Annotated in this window: 17 protein-coding genes; 5 read left to right on the top strand and 12 right to left on the bottom strand. The window is 36.7% G+C overall.

Annotated features, from left to right (window positions below):
* The first annotated feature begins 164 nt into the window (after window positions 1–164).
* Window positions 165–983: a mechanosensitive ion channel family protein gene (locus L8T27_RS23340; RefSeq protein WP_233318134.1), complete on the top strand. Its 819-nt coding sequence runs from the start codon at window positions 165–167 to the stop codon at window positions 981–983.
* Between the two features lie 38 nt (window positions 984–1,021).
* On the opposite strand, the gene L8T27_RS23345 is transcribed toward L8T27_RS23340, so the two are convergent.
* Complete coding sequence (locus L8T27_RS23345; RefSeq protein ID WP_237943276.1) at window positions 1,022–1,708, bottom strand: DUF421 domain-containing protein; 687 nt, start codon at window positions 1,706–1,708, stop codon at window positions 1,022–1,024.
* A 308-nt stretch (window positions 1,709–2,016) separates the two neighbouring features.
* Here L8T27_RS23345 and nhaC point away from each other — a divergent pair, with 308 nt between their 5' ends.
* Window positions 2,017–3,405 carry a Na+/H+ antiporter NhaC gene (nhaC, locus tag L8T27_RS23350; RefSeq protein ID WP_233318138.1) on the top strand — a complete coding sequence of 463 codons (1,389 nt, stop codon included), beginning with the start codon at window positions 2,017–2,019 and terminating at the stop codon, window positions 3,403–3,405.
* Between the two features lie 111 nt (window positions 3,406–3,516).
* The gene (locus L8T27_RS23355) at window positions 3,517–3,993 is read left to right on the top strand and encodes a hypothetical protein (protein ID WP_233318140.1); all 477 of its coding nucleotides are present in this window, start codon (window positions 3,517–3,519) and stop codon (window positions 3,991–3,993) included.
* A gap of 84 nt (window positions 3,994–4,077) precedes the next feature.
* Here the strand turns inward: L8T27_RS23355 and L8T27_RS23360 are convergent, their stop codons facing one another.
* Window positions 4,078–5,100, bottom strand: coding sequence for an ROK family transcriptional regulator (locus L8T27_RS23360; protein ID WP_237943279.1), 1,023 nt, complete (start codon window positions 5,098–5,100; stop codon window positions 4,078–4,080).
* A gap of 269 nt (window positions 5,101–5,369) precedes the next feature.
* Between L8T27_RS23360 and L8T27_RS23365 the strand changes: the two genes are divergently transcribed.
* The gene (locus L8T27_RS23365; RefSeq protein WP_237943281.1) at window positions 5,370–6,131 is read left to right on the top strand and encodes a CPBP family intramembrane glutamic endopeptidase; all 762 of its coding nucleotides are present in this window, start codon (window positions 5,370–5,372) and stop codon (window positions 6,129–6,131) included.
* Window positions 6,132–6,149: 18 nt separating this feature from the next.
* Here the strand turns inward: L8T27_RS23365 and L8T27_RS23370 are convergent, their stop codons facing one another.
* The 5 genes from L8T27_RS23370 to garR form a co-directional block, all read right to left on the bottom strand.
* Window positions 6,150–6,689 (bottom strand): cysteine hydrolase family protein, encoded by a 540-nt coding sequence (locus L8T27_RS23370; protein ID WP_233318255.1) that lies wholly within the window; start codon window positions 6,687–6,689, stop codon window positions 6,150–6,152.
* A gap of 239 nt (window positions 6,690–6,928) precedes the next feature.
* On the bottom strand, window positions 6,929–7,579 hold the full coding sequence (locus L8T27_RS23375; RefSeq protein ID WP_233318145.1) for an HD-GYP domain-containing protein: 651 nt from the start codon (window positions 7,577–7,579) through the stop codon (window positions 6,929–6,931).
* Window positions 7,580–7,789: 210 nt separating this feature from the next.
* Window positions 7,790–9,112, bottom strand: coding sequence for a gluconate:H+ symporter (locus L8T27_RS23380; protein WP_233318148.1), 1,323 nt, complete (start codon window positions 9,110–9,112; stop codon window positions 7,790–7,792).
* Window positions 9,113–9,177: 65 nt separating this feature from the next.
* Window positions 9,178–10,605 carry a four-carbon acid sugar kinase family protein gene (locus tag L8T27_RS23385; RefSeq protein ID WP_481858876.1) on the bottom strand — a complete coding sequence of 476 codons (1,428 nt, stop codon included), beginning with the start codon at window positions 10,603–10,605 and terminating at the stop codon, window positions 9,178–9,180.
* 8 nt (window positions 10,606–10,613) lie between these two features.
* Window positions 10,614–11,513 carry a 2-hydroxy-3-oxopropionate reductase gene (gene garR / locus L8T27_RS23390; RefSeq protein ID WP_233318152.1) on the bottom strand — a complete coding sequence of 300 codons (900 nt, stop codon included), beginning with the start codon at window positions 11,511–11,513 and terminating at the stop codon, window positions 10,614–10,616.
* A gap of 231 nt (window positions 11,514–11,744) precedes the next feature.
* Here garR and L8T27_RS23395 point away from each other — a divergent pair, with 231 nt between their 5' ends.
* Window positions 11,745–12,362 carry a GntR family transcriptional regulator gene (locus L8T27_RS23395; RefSeq protein WP_233318154.1) on the top strand — a complete coding sequence of 206 codons (618 nt, stop codon included), beginning with the start codon at window positions 11,745–11,747 and terminating at the stop codon, window positions 12,360–12,362.
* Between the two features lie 52 nt (window positions 12,363–12,414).
* Here L8T27_RS23395 and L8T27_RS23400 read toward each other — a convergent pair whose 3' ends face one another.
* The 5 genes from L8T27_RS23400 to L8T27_RS23420 all read right to left on the bottom strand — a co-directional run bounded on the left by L8T27_RS23400 (window position 12,415) and on the right by L8T27_RS23420 (window position 19,256).
* Window positions 12,415–12,831 carry a hypothetical protein gene (locus L8T27_RS23400; RefSeq protein ID WP_237943285.1) on the bottom strand — a complete coding sequence of 139 codons (417 nt, stop codon included), beginning with the start codon at window positions 12,829–12,831 and terminating at the stop codon, window positions 12,415–12,417.
* An 852-nt stretch (window positions 12,832–13,683) separates the two neighbouring features.
* Complete coding sequence (locus L8T27_RS23405) at window positions 13,684–15,114, bottom strand: DHA2 family efflux MFS transporter permease subunit (RefSeq protein ID WP_233318158.1); 1,431 nt, start codon at window positions 15,112–15,114, stop codon at window positions 13,684–13,686.
* A gap of 2 nt (window positions 15,115–15,116) precedes the next feature.
* A complete protein-coding gene (locus L8T27_RS23410; protein ID WP_237943287.1) occupies window positions 15,117–15,677 on the bottom strand; it encodes a TetR/AcrR family transcriptional regulator in 561 nt (186 codons plus the stop codon).
* Between the two features lie 248 nt (window positions 15,678–15,925).
* Window positions 15,926–16,549, bottom strand: a complete 624-nt coding sequence (locus L8T27_RS23415) for a class I SAM-dependent methyltransferase (RefSeq protein ID WP_237943289.1) — start codon at window positions 16,547–16,549, stop codon at window positions 15,926–15,928.
* A 277-nt stretch (window positions 16,550–16,826) separates the two neighbouring features.
* Window positions 16,827–19,256, bottom strand: a complete 2,430-nt coding sequence (locus tag L8T27_RS23420; protein ID WP_237943291.1) for an EAL domain-containing protein — start codon at window positions 19,254–19,256, stop codon at window positions 16,827–16,829.
* Between the last annotated feature and the right edge of the window lie 220 nt (window positions 19,257–19,476).

Consider the following 19,476-nt stretch of genomic DNA (forward strand, 5'->3'; position numbering starts at 1 on the left):
ATCCCCTTCTATTAGCAGCTTTTATCTTCCTATCCCTTTCATTATAATTAACTTAACACCATTAATGAATATCGCTTCTATTTTTTATGAAAACATGCTATCGTTAATTTTTGTTAGGAAAGAATTTTTCTCTCCTTTATTAGTTTAAGCAAAAGGGTGAGTTTATGTTTATCTTAGAACTATTCGAGAAATTTCCAGTTAGACTGACAGCAGTAGCACTGCTCATTATACTTACAGTTTTTTTAATTAGAAAGTTCATAAAAATATTTTTTGACAAAACAAGCTTTTTAGATGAAAAGCGGGAAGAAACTTTGATGCATTTCACCAATCAGGTGACAAAGGTTATAGGACTGGTATTCTTCCTTATTTACTTGCTCAGCCATTTCTTTGAACTGGATAGACTGATAACCGGGTCAGTTGTATTAGCGAGTGCCTTGGCATTGATTCTACAGCATATTATTCGCGATTATATTATGGGACTGACATATTTATTTGAACGTCAGCTGCATCACGGGGACTATGTTATTATCAATGGAGATAAACAAGGGAAAATTGAAGAAATTAGCATTCGCCACCTGAAAATCCGCCAGTATGACGGTTACCTCTATACCGTTTCCTACAGCAACATTACCGAGCTGCAGAATGGAACGAGGGGAAGGCGGAGGGTTAACGAAAGCCTCATCCTCAACTATAGACAAAACCCAGATGCTGCCTTTAAAGTGATGGAGGATTTAGCAAAAACCTGCAATGATAAATATCGTCACTATTTATTGAAGGATGAATTCGGCATTCCTGTCGAACCATTTCAATTCAATGAAATTACGGAGCTGAATGTTGGTTTCATGGGGCATAAATATTCTATATCTGGCCTTGTAAATGAAACAGATTTCGTGGAAGCCAGCAAAAAAATCAGATATGAATTGGCTCTAACTGCCTATCAAAACGATTTAGCGATGGCAGAGAGCCCTAATACAAGCCATTAAACAGTAAAAAGCAAGAGTTCGAATGGAACTCTTGCTTTTTACTGTTTAGAATCCTTATTGCTTAATATATACACCTTCCCATTAGAACCTATTACTGCATAATCAACTTCATTCAAGAGCAGTTTCTGTTTGTCCAGCTCGAGTTGCAGCAAGGAAAGATTGTGTTGCATAAGATTTGCTTCCAACACTGCTCCTCCGACAATTAACTCAACTGGGCGATTTGTCTGCTCTGCTTCAGCAATCTTTATATCCTGTTTTGTAACTTCCCTATATAGAGGCTTTTTTAAGACAGACAATTTTCCACTTGCCTCTACTATTGCATCCTGAACTTCCTCGATATTGAAAATGTCTTTCTCTCGCAGCAGCTGATTTACATAGTCTATTGTAAAATGGAGGTTTATCATGTTCTCTTCTAAAACTTGCCCATCCTTTATAACAGGTGTGGGACACCCGCCAAAAAACTTCCGTGCCTCTTTGCTTCTTGCAGACATTGTAACCCCTGCTAAAGCAATCATAACGATAATAACAAATGCCAGAATAAAATTAGCGACTTTAATAGGAGTATTGAACGTTAAATTTGCTGCAATCGTACCCATGGAGATAGAAGCAATAAAATGGATATTTGTCATTTGTGAAATCAGCTGTTTCCCTAAGATCCTTGTGCCTATATACAATAGAAAAAAACAGCCTATTGTTCTAGCTGTTACCTCCAAATACTCAGACATGTATTCTTCCACCATTCTGCTCTATTTCCAGTTAGTTTTTCCCTTTTTCATGAAATCATTCTACTAATTATTCTGATTTGAGACTGCATTTTATGCATATTGCGTAGAGACTTAGCGTTCGCACTTCTCACACTATCATCCTCAAACAACGAAAAAATTATTTTGACATAGCGACAAATATGGTGTATTGTAGTGCATGTTCGCTTTAACGCTTAAAAGCGTTTAAATAAGAAAGTTACTATTTTACTAGATAGCTGACTTTAATAAATCATAAGCAGCAAGTTTTAAAGAGTTTTGGAGGAATAGGTATGGATTTTGAGAAAAATACACTGTTGATCCGTCCGTTGGAGGCAGTGTTTATTACGATATTACTAATGGGGGCCCTTGGTTACCTGATAATTGGGGTAGAGGTTGTCCCACATATTGCTATCATGACAGGTATCGCTTTATTGTTAGTTTATGGAGCGATTAAAAAAGTTAGCTTTCGCGATTTGGAACAGGCAATGGTAGAAGGTGTTAAACCTGGTCTCGGTGCAATTATGATTTTCTTCTTTATAGGAATGCTAATCAGCAGCTGGATGGCAAGCGGAACAATTCCGACATTTATTTTTCTAGCAGTTGAATTAGTTTCAGGTAAATTCTATTTTGCGATTGTTTTCGTTGTTACAGCTATTATCGGTATTTGTATCGGCAGTTCCCTTACTACAGCGGCTACAATTGGAGTAGGCTTTATCGGAGCAAGCACGGCTTTAGATATATCGCCTGCCATCACTGCTGGCGCTGTAATTTCCGGAGCGTTTTTCGGTGATAAGATGTCACCTTTATCTGATACAACAACACTTGCAGCAAGCGTTGCAGATACAGACTTATTTGAACATATTAAAGATATGGCATGGACAACAGTTCCTGCATTTATCATTTCGTTCCTTGTATATTTATTGATTTCACCAGGTAAAACTGGAGACAGCATTCAAAAGATAGATGAAATTAAAGATACTTTATTGAATCTAAACCTTGTGCATTGGTACTCACTTATTCCGCTAATTTTACTAGCTATTCTGGCACTCAAAAAAGTATCTGTAATTGCCACATTGTTCGCTGGAACAATTTCTGCGTTAATTATTTCTTTTTGGGTCAATAATGGCTTAGGTTTTCATGCAATACTTGATTTACTATACTCTGGCTACAAGTCAACAAGCGGCATTGCAGAAGTAGATTCTATGCTGTCAAGAGGCGGAATTGAAAGTATGATGTTCAGCATATCCATCATTTTGCTTGCTTTAAGTATGGGCGGATTGTTATTCAGACTTGGAATTGTACCTGCCTTATTATCTGTAGTCCAAAATATGCTGCACCGTGTTTCCTTACTAGTATGCTCTGCAGCAGGAACAGCAATTGCCGTTAACTTTATTCTTGGAGAGCAATACTTATCTATCCTGCTGCCTGGTAATGCCTTTAAAGAAAACTTCAAAAAAGCCGGCTTGCAGCCTAAGCATCTTTCAAGGGTGCTTGAGGATGCGGGAACAGTCGTTAATCCCCTCGTTCCATGGGGTGTCTGTGGCGTATTTTTGTCTTCTGTACTTGGCGTTTCTGTTGCAGACTATGCTCTATTTGCACTGTTTTGTCTATTATGTCCGCTCATTACGATTTTTTATGGATTCACAGGGATTTCATTATCAAATTCTAAAAAACAATAAAAAAGCAGCACAGTTATCAATTGATAACTGTGCTTTTCCTTTTCCATAAAAATTGTATATTCCTAAAACCATCTGCAGAAAATAAAGGCAAATCTTAAGGGTGGTTACAGCATGCATGAAATTATTGATAATCTAGATTTAAGTTCAAAGGGCTTATGGTTCCCAGTTACTGTAAGCATCGTATTGGTTCTTTCTGTACTTATTATACCTAAGAAGATTTCATGGAGAGATATTTATATTACATTCGGGGTAGTTGGATTTGCTACTTGGCTCAGTGACGGGATTCTCGCAAGGGCATTCGACTTATTTGATATAGGCAATCCTAAAAAAGCAGGTCTCGGTGATATTTTGAGCTATACGTTAATTCCAACCTCCCTTTCGATTCTTTTTTTGAATTTCCTCCATTCGAAAAACAAATGGATGTTAACTTCCTGGTTTACTCTGGCAGCCTTTTTAATTCAATTTGGAATGGTTCAGCTTGGCTATATGACATTTAAAGGCTGGAACGGATATATCTCCATTATTGTCTATGTATTTGCATTCGGTTTTCTATTGCCTTGGCACTTGAAATTTATTACAAACGAATAAGTTTTTGCCCCAACTGAAAGAAGGTGCTGTCTATAAAACCTGCTCCTATTAAAGAGTGAGTTTAATTGACAACACCGTTTATTGTTAGTCTTTCATAAGTTGATCCAATGCAAGACTTTGGAGCCCATATAAATAATCTTTTTTCCAATCACTAACTATAAGTTCCGGCAGATGTTCGGAAGGAACATATTTTGCGCTGCATGTTGCTATGTGTTCTAAGCTCTCTTTATCCACTTCATCATTATAAAATATAATTGTATGCGGATTAAGAATTGATACAAACGAGGCAATTAGTCTGCTTGTTGCATCGATTTGATGGTCCTCCACTATCATTACCTTGCTTCTAGCTTCACTTTCTATCGCCTGCTGAAAATTCTTATCATTATATTGGGGAACAAACGAAATTTCACCTGAAAAAAAGGTGTTTCCTCTAACTACATCGCCATTTATCATAATACCTGCTCCTGGTCCGTTTTGACCAAAATACAAATATACTAAGGAATGCTTGTCTGTCATCCCCATATTTGCGTGATAACCAAGAACAGCAGCATTCATATCATTTTCCACTACAACAGGAATGTCAAACCGTTCTTCATAATAACCTTTTAAATCAAAGTTTTGAAAGGATTCATAGCCTGGTATATAAAAAATCCGTCCATTATCAACAGAACCTGGCACCCCGACAGCAAGCGATCTTATTTTCGGATGCTTCTCCATCATGCTTTCAATATATATATTTAGAGAGGTGAGTCCATCCTCTTTTAGCACACTTGGAGTAGTTCCGTTTTCCTTTATTTCTCCAATACAATTAAAAATCGTGTAATTGGTTTCTGATCCTTCTAGAAAGATCGCCAAGCCTAACATATATTCTGGGTTATACGAATAGCGTTTAGCTCTTCTTCCCCCACTTGAATCATCTAATCCGACTAAGTTTATTTCCCCGTCCTTTTCCATTTGCGCTAGGAATTTACTGATAGTCGGAAAACTGATACCTAATGTATTACTAAGTTCCACTTTCGTTGCACTTCCTGCTTCAAGAAGGGCTTTGCGAATTCCAGTTAGGATCATTTTTTTCATCGATTTTGGAGTTGCTGATAATTCATTCATTCCATTCACCACCATAAACCTTTTTAAAGCAGTTAAAAAAGCATGGTGATACTATAGCATAAATAAATATCTATCACAATACAAGCATCACTCTACATCTTACTTAAAGGTCTTTAATCTTAATTCAATGCTTATCTAAAAAACTGGTCTTAATCAGCACAGTTTGCTGAATTTCAATACTTTAAAATAATACAGCTGTATGAAAAGCAGGAATATCACATTCCTTCTTGAATAAAAATAAAGTGGAAAACAAAAATTAGGAGGTTTACATGGAAATATTCCTTTGGATAATGATTGTTTTTTTGTTTGTGTATGAGCCTATTTTTGGATATTTTGATTTTCAGAAATTCAAGGTAAATGTCACAACCATTGCACATGCCAGAGAGAAGTATTATATTCATACTATTGTTGGCTTGTGGGTCCCTACTCTTTATATTATCCTCTTAGTCCTTTTCACCGAAGTTACCTTTAATCAAATCGGATTTACCTTACCTTCTATTAACACAGATGTATTTGGTCCTGTTATTACCTATATCGTCTTTGCCTTAACTGGCGTCTATATTATGGCTATTCTCTATTATATGATTGGATACCATGTCAGTAGTAATATTCGGACAAATCTAACCGAAGCAAAAAACAAACAAAAGGAGAAGTCCGAGTTTCTTGCAATAATGCCTGTAAGTAAGAAGGAGAAAAAGCTTTGGAATTACGTTTCTTTTACGGCAGGTGTTACCGAAGAGATAATATACCGCGGCTTTTTACTCTTTGCTTTTTCTTACTTATTTCCAAGCCTGTCCATTTGGTTTGTTGCCATTTTTGCATCTCTTTTATTCGGACTTGCTCATACGTATCAGGGGCTATTGTCAGGTGTATTGCGGACAGCAATTGTTGGCTTAGTTTTTTCGATCTTATATGCTGGCCTTGGCTCGATTATTCCCCTTATTATCCTCCATTTCTTAATAGATTACATGGCTAAGCTGGGCGAAGATAAGCAAACCATACAGGATTCGCGCATAACAAAAATCCCATAACTATTTAAGGGATTTTTGTTAACTATTCCATTCACTCAAAATCTCCTCTGTCGTAAGAATTGTCGCAAATTCGTTCTGGAGCATGGCAAGCTCATAATTATGGATAGAGTCTGCATCATAATAATTACCTTTTTGATCGGTCGTTTCGAATGCTGCTGTGGCATCAGACACTAGGAAAGTTTGATATCCTAAATTTCCACTCATTCGTGTTGTCGTAGAAATACAATGCTGTGTGGACAGTCCAGTGATAACTACAGATTTTATTTGCTGATCTTTAAGATATGTTTCTAAACCTGTACCGATAAAGGCACTGTTTACATTTTTTTGAAAGATAGTTTCCAGTTGCAGTGGCTGTATACTGTCTTTAAACTGTGTTCCCACCTTATTTTTATAATGAAGGGGAGAATCCGGTTGCACAGACATATGCTGCGAATAAATAATATGCCCTTTTCTGTTTCTCCATTCAGTTAGAAGGCGTGCTATATTTTTTTCAGCTTGCTGATTGTTCCGCTTTCCCCAGTACGGGTCGTCAAAGCCTTTCTGTACATCCAAAATCATAAGTGCTGGCAATTCTTCTCTTAAGTTCGCCAATAGTATCCTCCTAATATTTAAAATCATTAGAAGTTATTATTCCAATGAACCCTCTATTTATGTAAAATTGGCTGCAAAAATAAGGCTGGTTCTTTACCAGCCTCTCATTCATGGATTAATATATATCAGAGTTTTTTTCTGCAGAATAATAATGATGTAAGCTGCGCGTTAAACTGGAGTTTACAGCGGGGAACTTATAGCTACTATTAAATGACTTCCAAAAATACTTCTGTAATGTCTGGATCAAATTGCTTCCCTTTTTGTTCATATATATATTGTAGTGTCTTTTCCTTTGACCAAGCTTTCTTATAGGATCTTTCATTCGTTAATGCATCATAGCTATCTGCAATAGCTACTATCCTAGCCTCCAACGGTATTTCATAACCCTTCAAATTATATGGGTACCCTGTGCCATCCCATCTTTCATGATGATATAGTATGATGTTCTCCGCTACCTTTAATACTAGATTGTCACAATACAGCACTCTAAAGGTCTTTTCTTTAAACATGGCTGCGCCAATTATCGGATGCATATTCATCATATTTCTTTCCGAATGATCTAATTCACCTGTTTTATACAGTATTTCCACCGGAATTCGCGCCTTTCCTATGTCATGTAGGATGCTTGAGTCAGCAATGCTATTATAATAATCCTTATTAAGTACTTCTCTGTTTCTGTTATAAGCCTTTATGAGCATCTTAGTCAATTCCTGCACTCTGCTTAGATGGCCCATAATTTTTTGATCACGAATATCACATGCTGATGCCACATGGCTAATTAATTCTCTGGAAGATTTCCGCCTGTAATGGAAGGTCTCTTCATCATGGTACGTTATAGCAGTATTTCTATTTCCCAATTTAACCATCCCTCCTCTTAGGTATATTAGCCTATCTACCAAGAATTATAATAAGGATTATGGAGGATTTATATAGGAATAGAATCCTAATTAGACAGCTTTTGCTAATAGGACCTGTATTTTGCAACAAAAAAAACTGCAATTTAGAAATTCCTAAATTGCAGCTCTATCAATTTATAAGCTTATCAACTTTTAAATAGTAGAAACACGTTAACTAATAAACATGTTGATAATTAACACACCTGCAAGCCCAACTAAGGATGCAATGGTAACCATAACAGACCATGTACGGATGGTTTTTCCGATTGAAAGGTTGAAATACTCCTTATAAATCCAAAAGCCTGCATCGTTCACATGGGAGAATGTCATACTACCAGCTCCAGTCGCCAGTACCATTAGCTCTGGACTAACATGGGCAGCACCAACTAAAGGTGCGGCAATACCTGCAGCTGTTAGTCCTGCAACTGTTGCTGAACCAAGGACAACACGAAGAATCGCAGCAATCAGCCAAGCTAAAATTAACGGAGACATCGTTGAGCCTTCCATCAGGTTTGCCACATACTGATCGACATGTGTGTCAATCAGCACTTGTTTAAATGCTCCGCCCCCTGCGATTACCAATAGAATCATAGCAATGCTGCTTACTGATTCAGAAATCGAGTTCATGATTTCCGGCATCTTTTTTCCACGGTTTAAGCCAAAAGTAAAGATAGCCACAATAACTGCAATTAATAAGGCAAAACCAGGATCTCCTAAAAACTGGGCGACTGGCAGTAAGGAGGAATTCGGCATAGCAATTTCCACCACTGCTTGGAAAGCAATAAGTATTACTGGAATTAATGCTGTAAACACACTGATACCGAAGCTCGGCAGTTCACTTTCTTTATAATGCTTCGGAGTAAATAATCCTTTTGGGATTTCTACTTCTAAATCTGCTTTCTTAAATGTCTTCACATAAAGTGGACCACTTAAATAAATCGCTGGTATTGCAATTAGCACACCATATAATAATGTCTTTCCGATATTTGCATCATATACTGCTGCAACAGCTGTTGGCCCAGGGTGTGGCGGTACAAAGCCGTGCATCGTAATCAGTGCAGATATGACCGGCATTCCGATATAAAGAATTGGGACACCTGCTTGTGCAGCAATCGTAAACACTAGCGGAATTAACACCACTACACCTGTTTCAAAGAACAGTGCGATACCGACTATACCTGCAGTTAAAACTGCTGCGAGCTGAACCCGCTTTTTCCCAAACGAATTTATCAAGGTTGTGGCAATTCGCTGAGCACCGCCTGAATCAGCCATCAGTTTACCTAGCATACCTCCGAAACAGATAACTAAAACAAGATGCCCTAAGGTGCTTCCAAGACCATTTGTAATAGATTCCATTGCTTCGATTGGCGCCATGCCTTCCATAACCCCTACAAGCAGCGAAACAATCACCAGCGATATGAAAGCGTTTAACTTAAAGACAACCATTAATAAGAGCAAAAGCGCTACCCCTATACATATATATACGATCGGCATATTTCTCCCTCGATTCCCTCTGTAATTTGGAATGCCGTAATCGGCATTCCATGATTATATGTGATTTATGCTTGTGTGCCTAATATTTGGACAACAGTCTTTAGATCATCCACTGTACCGACATTCCCTGGGAATATTACATAAGACATCCTCGGATATTTACTTTCTTCTCCAGTAATCCATACTGGAATTCCCGGTCTGATTTGTCCGGCAACTGTTGCTCTTTTCACCCCGAGACCCTTTGTTCCTACATCACTGGAGGTAATGCCGCCTTTGGCAACAAGGAAATTAGGTCTTACCTTCAGCTTTGTGACAATGGACGTCACTGCATCTGAAATAGACACAGAAAGCTTCAATTCTTCTTCTTTTTTGTTTTCCCCAAGGTCCAGCCTTTTCCTGCTCGTATAAACTGCTACCGTTTTACCTGCAGTAATCAAGCTTTCGACTGTTTCAATCACACGCTCACACTCTGCTTGAAACTTATCTGGCTCAAGCACTAAGTTTGTTTGAAATTCAATAAATTCAATCGATGTTAGCTCTTTTAATTTATCCAATTGCTCTGTCGTTTTCTTTACATGAGAGCCGACTATTATTAAACCGCCATTAGTTGTTTCTTCCTTGACTAGTTCGCCTCTTGTCAAAAGGCCCCTGTCTTGCACACCGCCGATTACTTTAGGCAGAGCAGCTGCACTTCTAAACAGAAAATTCTTTCCTGCCTGAATTGCTTTAACGAGTGCTGCAGTAAATATCTTTACATCTGCTTCGTCAGCTGCATTGACAACTATCTTGTTGAAATCAGTCACAGTAGTTAACTGTTCCGCAATATTATCAACTTCCTGTGCGCGAAGCTGCTCAATGGAAATATATAATGTGTTCTTTGCTGGAAACTCCCCATTTGACTTTTCCTCTACCCATTCTCCAAGATGAGAACTGGAATAGCCAAATGTACGGTCTTTAGCGAATTCCGTTTCACCAGCAGGAATCAGCTCTGTTCCTGTTTGCACATAATGAATATTATTTATCGTAAAGCGTCCGCCTTCTTTAAAATAGGGAAGGATTACTTCTCCGTCTATCTTTAAGCTGGAGCCCGCTTCAAGTGTCTTGCGGATAACAGCTGTTTCAAGGGGATAATGACCGCGTAATGTCGAATCCCCTCTGCTGATAATTATAAATTCCTTATTCAGTTTGGATGCAACCGAAAGGATATTTTCAGCAATTTCACGATGAACTTCTTCTGTTTCTTTTACTGTCAATCCGCGTGAGTTTGTTAGAATAAAAAACATGGATGAATCTTCTTGAAACCCTGCCTCTATCGCTTCTTTAGACCAATCAGTAAAAACAGAAATATTATTTACTGTTTGGACACCTGTCGGATCATCATCGAGAACAATGATTTTTTTGTTTAGTTCCTTTAATGCCGCTGCTGCTAATTGGTCTGCCGCCTTTTTGTCTACTGCTGGAAGTTGGTTAAGGTATTCTGCATTCAAGCGCAAGCTCTCCATTATTTCTCAACCTTCTTTACTTCAGTATTAGCTAGCTTTTCATAATAGCGGACAATGCTGGCATGGTCATCATTCACTTTTCCGTCTGTTTTTAATGCATGGAATATTTCCAGCAATTGACTAGAAAGAGGCAGTGGCACACCAATTTCATGGGCTGTATCCATAACATTTGTAATATCTTTCATATTGATTGCAATGCTGCCGCCTGGTGCAAAATTCCTTTCAAGAATCATAGGCACCTTAGCATCAAGAACCGTACTTCCTGCAAGTCCTCCGCGAATTGCTTCATACATCTTTTCAATATCAATACCTGCTTTTGCAGCCAGTACTAAAGCCTCGGACATTGCTGCAATGTTAAGGTTTACAATTATTTGATTAGCAAGCTTGGCTGTTACACCACAGCCATTGTCTCCCACTAAGACAATATCCTTTCCCATACCATTCAAGATAGGTTTAACGCTTTCAAATACATCTGACTTACCGCCAACCATAATGGACAATGTTCCATCAATCGCCTTTGGTTCACCGCCGCTAACAGGCGCATCCAGCATTTCCACCCCAAGTTTGGCAGCTTCTGCTGCAAGTTCACGTGAGACATTTGGTGTGATAGAGCTCATATCAACGATGACAGAACCGGGTTTTGCACCTTCCAAAATACCATTTTCTCCAAGTATTACTTCTTTTACATGTTTAGACGCAGGAAGCATTGTAATAATAACATCTGACTTTTCAGCAACCTCTTTAGCGGTAGTTGCGGCATATGCACCGGCTGCTTGCAATTGTGCAACAGCATCCTGATTAAGATCAAAAACCGTAAGCGTATGACCTTTCTCTATAAGGTTCAACGACATTGGTTTCCCCATTATTCCTAATCCAATAAAACCAACTTTTCGTTCCATATTTATTCCTCCTCTATACTGTAAGCATTTGCATTTTTTATTATGAATGCAGTGTGAATTTTACAACTACTGCAATCGTTTTCAGTTATTTACAACCCTATTGTACACGATTACATAAAAAATGTATACAATTTTTATATTTTTGTATACAAAAATATTATCTAAGTATTAATTTTTTCTATTGTTTGGTAAGATACTTGTAAATAGTAGTTGTTCTTGGAGGGTGAAGCTATGTTTGGAAATAACCGTTCACGGCCTGCTTATCATCAATCATATGAGATACTGCGGGACAAGATATTAAACGGTGAATTATCTGGTGGCACAAAAATTGTGGAAGAAAAGATTGCCGCCGAATTAGGAGTTAGCAGAACACCAATCAGGGAGTCTATCCGTAAATTAGAGCATGAAGGATTAATCGTCAATAAACGTGTCGTGAAGCCGACTGAAAAGGACCTGCGCAACATGTTTCAAGTCCGCATTTTGCTTGAAGGCTATTCTGCCCAGTGTGCTGCATCGTACATAAAAGAAAAAGAGCTGGAAGAATTATTAGAATGTGTCGAGATTGGAAGAAACGGAACAGTGGACGAAATCATGAAAGCAAATGAGCGTTTTCATGAAATCATCGTTCAATCAAGCAATAATCCTGTCATGATTGATATTATCGATCGTATGCAGTCTACCATCTATCTTTTTAGAAAAACGGTTGTGTTTTATAACCGGCCTCATCTCATCGATGAGCATGAACAGATATTTGAAGCAATAAAGCTTAGAGATGGGCAAAAAGCAGAACAACTGATGAAAGATCATTTGCAGGCTGACTTGGAGTTTTGCCTTCACTTGATAGGGTAACAAAAAAAGCAAGGGTGCACTCATAAGAGTACATCCTTGCTTTTTGCATATATTATTCTTCTTCTTCTTCTTCTACTTCTGGAGCACCAGCAAAGTTCATTGCTAGTTGATCAGCAACAGATAATTCTTCTGTTCCATTGAAATAAGGATAGTATGGCAATTCTACTACTCCATTAATTTCACAAAGTGAAATAGTTACAGGATAATAGAAAGGAGCAGGACCTAAAATCAATTTATCACAGTCTACATTGCCAACTAAACCTATGAAATATCCACCATCTACTATTACTTTAACAAGGCGGCCTCGAAGTCTTTTCAATTCTTCTTTAATACCTTCTGCACATTTGTTGTCACATTTGTGATCATGCTTATGCTTGCATTTACAATCATCATGATGATGATGTTTTTTCTCTCCGTCCTTTTTTTTCTTATGCTTTTCAAATAAAACAAAATCTAAATGAAGATGCATAATGTTATCCCCTTCCATCAAAATATTATTTACTTCCCTAATAATATATTGCCGCTTGTCCCCTTCTGTTACCGCTCATTTACCTATTTATAAGACCTGACAAGAAAATGATGAAAATGCATGAAGGACATTAATACAGCTGTTTGCAAGAATATTTAAAACAAGAAAAAGAGGTGCACTTATAAAATAGTGCACCTTTCAAAGTAAGTGAAAAGGGAGGTTTTAATGGTATGCTAGGGGAATTATACTAAGAATCTCTTAAAGATTTTTGAGTACAAATGTTTTGTCAGAAGAATAATTACTTAATAAGAAACGAGCATTAGTCTTTGAAGACACTGCACATTATGAGAGTTTACATCATTTATTTGGGCAGCTTATTTCTATACAGCCTGATACTTAACTTAGTAAAACTGTGCAATACCTAAGGAAACAAAAGGTTTATTTCTTTATTTTTTTCATCGTCCTGCTTATAACATACTTAATGAACCACAAAATTCTTTACTTAGCTACATCATCATATTTTTATTTCTATTGAACATTCATAATGCTCTGCCAAAGACTAATTCCACCATCTATGTTCCCGAATACTTAGTGTATAGTGCTTTTTCCTCCCAAGTAATATTACTTCCAAAAAAATGCTTGTCCCTCACTTCCTTAAGAAATTTCTTAATACCATATAATATATTAATGCGAGCTGTTGTCAGAAACCGCTTCTCCCCAATGGTCATACCTATTTTTAAGAAAATAAGAAAATAACATAGTGAAGCGTTAAAGGGTGATAATTACATGTAATAAACTTCGCAAAAGTGAACTTTTACGAAGTTATAAAATGGACTTGGTTTTTAAAAATGGTTAGTTTGGCTTTTTCATAAATAGTGACAGTACAAAATTAACGACTGCCAACACTAAACTAATCGTAAAGACAAAGGATGAACCAGATGCTGCTGCCTCTGCAGGAGCATTAGCAACGCCTTCAAGATAGCTTGTCTGATTCGCTGATAATAAGGATACCATCACTGCAATTCCTATGGCGCCAGATACTTGCTGAATCGTTTGCGTCAAAGCAATACCGTCTGGATAGTACTGTTTTGGCAAGGAATTCAGTGTATTTGTTTGGACAGATGCAAGCACCGCTCCAATTCCAAGCATCATAATAATATGCGTTAAGGCAATCATCCATAGTGCTGTATCAGTGCCAAATTGTGAATAAATAATATACCCGATAGCTACAAGTAAAGTACCTGGTGTTATGACCGCTCTAGGTCCATATTTATCAAACAGCTTGCCAATAATCGGTGCTAACACACAGTTTAGCAAGCTTCCTGGCAGCAAAATAAGTCCTGATGTAAAGGCAGCAAGCATAAGTGCCATCTGCATATACATCGGCAGGATGATAAGCATAGAAAGCATGTTAAAGAAAGTAATAAAGCTCATGAATACGCCAAGAACAAACAGCGGATACGAAAATGCTTTTAAATTCAGCATAGGATGTTCCATCTTCGTTTGCCGGACTGCAAACAGCACAAGTGCGATTAAACCGATGATGATTGATATAATGACAGTCGGACTCGTCCAGCCATCATGCTCACCGCCCACACTTACTCCGTAAACAATCCCACCGAAGCCAATTGTCGACAGGGTGACAGACAGTGCGTCTATTGAAACTTTACGCAGCTCATTGACATTCGGCAAATAAATAAATCCGAAAATCAGGGAGAACAATAAGAACGGTATTGTAACCCAAAATATCCAATTCCATGATAACGTGTCCAAAATCAGACCAGCTATCGTCGGACCAAGCGCTGGTCCTGCAAGCATCACAAGCCCCATAATCCCCATGGCACCACCTCGTTTATTAGGAGGAAAAATCGTAAAGATGACATTTTGTGTTAAAGGCAAATTAATCGCAAGCCCTGCGGCTTGAATAACACGCCCTGCCAGCAAGACTCCAAATACAGGCGCGGAGGCTGCTAAAATCGTTCCAGCCAATGTCAAAAAGATAGATGTTAGAAACATTTGCCTTGTTGTAAACTTTTGCATCATTATCCCTGTAACAGGAACTAATATTCCTAATGTTAGAAAATAACCTGTTGCCAGCCATTGAATCGTTGTCGCATTTGTTTGGAAAAGGCTGCTTAATTCTCCTAAAGCAATATTTAACGCTGTTTCACTAAAAAGCCCGACAAAGCCTGCGACTAAAAGCGCAGCCATTATCGGTCCGGTTTTGATCTGTTGCTCTGCTGCAGAGCCTACATTAGGCCCTGCATTTATTTGTTGATCCATTACTAAGTCTCCTTTAATATATTCGGCAACACACTTGAGATTGTTTTTAGTGGTTCGCTTGCCTTTTCTGTTAGGCAAAGCATCATCGCACCTTCAATTGATGCCGTCATCATTAGTGCAATCGACTTAGCCTTTACGTCTGAAAAGCCATCATCTATCAGCTTGGCTGCGTAAATGCCTTGAATCTTTGTATATAAAGAAGAACAAGCATTGCGGACAGGCTCACTTAATGATGCCATTTCACTGACAATACTGTTAAACGTATAGCCGGCAATCGTGCCCTCTTGATCAAATACAGCAATCAATTTACTAATCATTGCTTGTGTTGCTTCAATTGTTGTTGGATATTGATTAAATATTACTTCAATATCCTCTGTTATCGCCTTGTTCATCGATTGCAGACAAGCAATAAGCAGCTCTTCCTTTCCGCCAGGGAAATGGTGATAAAGACCACCCTTTGTAAGATTGCATTCCTTCAGTATTTCGTTAACTCCTACCCCCTTATAGCCTTTCTGTTGAAAAAGATTAGTCGCGATCTCGATTATCAGCGATTTAGTATCCATTTCCGTAGCACACCTCCACATACCAACCGGTCTGTTTTTAACTATATCAAAAATTTTTTCAGAATTTCAAGCATTTTTTTTATAATTTTTTTGATGAGAATAAACTATTATATAGATTTTTAGTTGATATTTTTCATAGTTTAAAATAGAAATGGGTTATAGTTAGAAGTAGAAAAAAAAGAGAAGCACCAAATTGGTGCCTCCCTCACTTTTTTGACTAGCGAGCTGCAAGAAATACCTACAACACATCATTTTTTCTGACATTTTACCATGAGAAAATTTATAGATGATTTATTTTCACTATGTTTATTTGGTTCATCCACTTCTATCGCCTCTACCAATCCAAAGTTTTTAAAGTCTTCATCTATTGAAGCAGAATCATAAAAAAACATTTTCACACCTTCCATAATTTCGAAATAGTCTTCCGCTAACTGTTTACCCTTACCAAACATTGGGGCTTTTTTGGAAACAGTGGTAAAGACCATGTACCCATTCGGTTTTAACTGGTTGTAGCAATCACTAATAAACTTCTTTCTCTCTTCCCTATTAAACAAGTGAAGCAGAGCATGAGAAAATATACCGTCGTATTGCTTATTATCATAAGGCATGTCACTAACAGATCCATGAAAAATTTTGCAATTAACTCCATTTTGCTTCGCCAAGTCAATGGCTGTTTGGGAAATCTCAATACCTGTAACATTGATTTCATTTTCAAGGAAAACCTTCGCATTCCTACCATAGCCAATCCCTGGTATAAGTACATCCTTTACATTCTTTTCAAGGAAAAAATCCTTTGTTAAAATCGCTGAATCTGTCGGTTCGTATCCCCACATCATTTGTTTTTCAATAAAGCTGGATTCCCAGAATTCCATTATATTTCGCGCTCCTTTTTCATATACTATGCTCATAATTATTAATTAAAGACATAAAGACTCTTTAATAACTATAATAGTTATTAGCATTTTTGTAAAATAAAAAATCTCTACTGTCTAGGGAGTAAAGCATGAGGTTGTTACTTTACATTTTCTAACACCTCTAGAAAATCTCACACCATAGAATAAACTTGCTAAAAAAGAGCTAACAATTTCAATATAATGTAAAAACCACACCCTATTATTATGATGAATGTTGGTGTGGTTTTATTTGCTTCTATTTTATTTTGTTTTCATATTTATCCCAATAATCGCTAAATACTCGCGAATGTAATGGTTTACTGTAAAAATACCCTTGAATCTCATCACAATCCCAATCTTGCAAGACTTGTAATTGTTGCTTTGTTTCTACACCTTCTGCTGTTACTTTGATATCAAGATTTTTAGCAACCGACACTAAAGATTGAACAATGGCAGCATGGTTCTTATTGCTGGGAATATCCTTAATAAAGGATTGATCTATCTTAATTCTATCTAAAGGAAATTTAGATAGATAAGTTAATGACGTATATCCAGTACCAAAATCATCCATGGTAATTTTAAAGCCAATGCCTTTTAGTAGATTAATTTTTTCTCTCGTTAATTCTGTATTTTCTATCGCTAAGCTCTCCGTAATTTCTAAATCTATTTGTTCTGGAGGCACTGAAAACTCTTCTATACTATCCAATAAGACTGGGATAAAATTCTCAGCAATGAACTGCTTTGGTGAAATATTTATTGATAATTGAAAGTCCATCGGAAACCTTATCCCCCATTCTCTAAATTGCGATAATGCTCTTCTAATAATCCAATTCCCTAGCGGAATAATTAAATTTGTTTCCTCTGCTATCGGAATAAAGTCTCCAGGGCTGACAAAGCCTTGCTGAGGGTGATGCCAGCGTATAAGCGCTTCGACACCTACTATTTTTTCATCTTTAATACTATGTTTAGGTTGGTAATAGAGTTCAAATTGTTGTTCCTCAATAGCATTTTTTAATTCTTCATACATCGTAATTTTAGAAAGCATGTCTTTTTCCAAGCTTGCTTCATATTCGGAATAATTATTACGTCCAGCTTTTTTGGCAGCATACATTGCCATATCCGCATGTTTGATTAATGCATCACAATTATTCCCATCATTTGGATAGTAGGAGATACCGATACTCAACGTAATGTCTTTTTGTCCACCTTCTATTTCAAAAGGCTGCTTCATTTCTGTTTGAATGTCTTTTATTAATCTTTTAACTTCTGCTGAGTTCTTAATTTCAGTTAAGCAGATAAGAAATTCATCTCCACCAAGTCTGCCAATTACCCCTTTCCCTTTGATGGTTTTCTGCAATCTCAATGTAATAAGCTTAAGTAATGAGTCTCCAGCTGCATGACCGAGATGATCATTAATATCCTTGAACATATCCACATCAATTAAAATAGTCGCAAAACTAGTGCCCTGATTAATTTGCTCATCTACTTGTTTATAAATACCGCGCCGATTCAGCAGTCCAGTAAGCTCATCATGATAAGCTAAGAAGTTTACCTTTTCTTGGACTTGATTTTGCTCTGTTATATCCTGGGCAATAACATAAATACCTGTTAAAGAATTATCTATTTTGATTTGAGATGCTGTTATATTCAGATTTACTACTTGCTTATTTTTAGTAAGAATAAAGGTTTCAACGCTAATACTGTTCCCTTTAATTACCTCATTAAAAAATGCTTTTAATCTCTCAGTTTCTTCTTTCAACACTAGGTCGGTTATTTTCGACTGAAGAATTTCACTTAATGTGTACCCCGTTAATGGTAAAACGGACGGATTAACTTCTTTAAAATTCCCTTTTAAATCTAATATAAAAATTGCATTTGGATTATATTGAAATAAAGATCTATATTGCTGTTCATTTATTTTAAGTTTCATATTCTGATTCTCTACCATTCCATTCTGGTAGATCAATTGATTTTCAATATAATTAATCGTGATGATAAATAAGATAAGCACGCTGAGAATAGAAATCATAACGATAGAAAAATCTGCAACTTGGAAGAGACTTTGGATAAAGATATAAATGATTGAACCAAAGGAAATACTAAATACCGTATAAAAGGTAGTACTCTTCGTATAAGTTATACTTCTGTTAATCATTAATTGGTCAATATGAAGATGCTCAATAATTCTCGCAATATTATAAATAGATGTAGTTAATAGTGCAGCTGTATAAAGAACATTTACATTATTTAAGTACAAAGGAATGGAATAAACTCTTTCTAATAAATAAACTATGTAAATTACGATAAAAGCAGCAACTACAACACTTAATACTAGATAAGGAATGACTCCTTTCTTTTTATTTGTGTTAAATCTAGATGGTTTAATGGCAATTTTTCCGATTAAACTCATGAGCCAAAAACTCACAAAACAGAATAAAAAGGTATATAAAGTATTTTTCAATGTTAGCTTTAAACTTTCAGGTGATAATTCAATCACGCTTATACTTAACAGACATATGTATGGAATAATAGAAATAATAAAGCCGCATAAAATGGCTAAAAACAAAGTATATATTGCTTCATGCATTTTCTTTCCGGTAACTGTTGTTGTTACATACATATTTAAAGTCAACAAAGTAACACAAATAATACAGCATACGATTAAATACAATATTAAATTAACCATCACCACACTCCTACTATAGTCCTAAAAACATTACTTTAGACTCATTATAAATGGTAACAAAGGAAGATAGAAAGATATTTGCATCTGTTAATGTTTGCCAATTAAATCTCAAAGTCACTGAAACATAATCGGGAGTCTCCCATTTAAGGAAGACTCCCGATTAAATATTTCTATTTATCGATGCTGTTTATTTCACCAACTACTGTTTAGAACAGGGCTA

The organism is Niallia sp. Man26 (assembly GCF_022049065.2).
Lineage (GTDB): Bacteria > Bacillota > Bacilli > Bacillales > Cytobacillaceae > Niallia.

Coding starts and splice junctions, on each gene's coding strand:
- L8T27_RS23340 (WP_233318134.1), top strand. CDS start 165: ATGTTTATCTTAGAACTATTCGAGAAATTTCCAGTTAGACTGACAGCA.
- L8T27_RS23345 (WP_237943276.1), bottom strand. CDS start 1,708: ATGTCTGAGTATTTGGAGGTAACAGCTAGAACAATAGGCTGTTTTTTT.
- nhaC (WP_233318138.1), top strand. CDS start 2,017: ATGGATTTTGAGAAAAATACACTGTTGATCCGTCCGTTGGAGGCAGTG.
- L8T27_RS23355 (WP_233318140.1), top strand. CDS start 3,517: ATGCATGAAATTATTGATAATCTAGATTTAAGTTCAAAGGGCTTATGG.
- L8T27_RS23360 (WP_237943279.1), bottom strand. CDS start 5,100: ATGAATGAATTATCAGCAACTCCAAAATCGATGAAAAAAATGATCCTA.
- L8T27_RS23365 (WP_237943281.1), top strand. CDS start 5,370: ATGGAAATATTCCTTTGGATAATGATTGTTTTTTTGTTTGTGTATGAG.
- L8T27_RS23370 (WP_233318255.1), bottom strand. CDS start 6,689: ATGATTTTGGATGTACAGAAAGGCTTTGACGACCCGTACTGGGGAAAG.
- L8T27_RS23380 (WP_233318148.1), bottom strand. CDS start 9,112: ATGCCGATCGTATATATATGTATAGGGGTAGCGCTTTTGCTCTTATTA.
- garR (WP_233318152.1), bottom strand. CDS start 11,513: ATGGAACGAAAAGTTGGTTTTATTGGATTAGGAATAATGGGGAAACCA.
- L8T27_RS23395 (WP_233318154.1), top strand. CDS start 11,745: ATGTTTGGAAATAACCGTTCACGGCCTGCTTATCATCAATCATATGAG.
- L8T27_RS23400 (WP_237943285.1), bottom strand. CDS start 12,831: ATGCATCTTCATTTAGATTTTGTTTTATTTGAAAAGCATAAGAAAAAA.
- L8T27_RS23405 (WP_233318158.1), bottom strand. CDS start 15,114: ATGGATCAACAAATAAATGCAGGGCCTAATGTAGGCTCTGCAGCAGAG.
- L8T27_RS23410 (WP_237943287.1), bottom strand. CDS start 15,677: ATGGATACTAAATCGCTGATAATCGAGATCGCGACTAATCTTTTTCAA.
- L8T27_RS23415 (WP_237943289.1), bottom strand. CDS start 16,549: ATGGAATTCTGGGAATCCAGCTTTATTGAAAAACAAATGATGTGGGGA.
- L8T27_RS23420 (WP_237943291.1), bottom strand. CDS start 19,256: ATGGTTAATTTAATATTGTATTTAATCGTATGCTGTATTATTTGTGTT.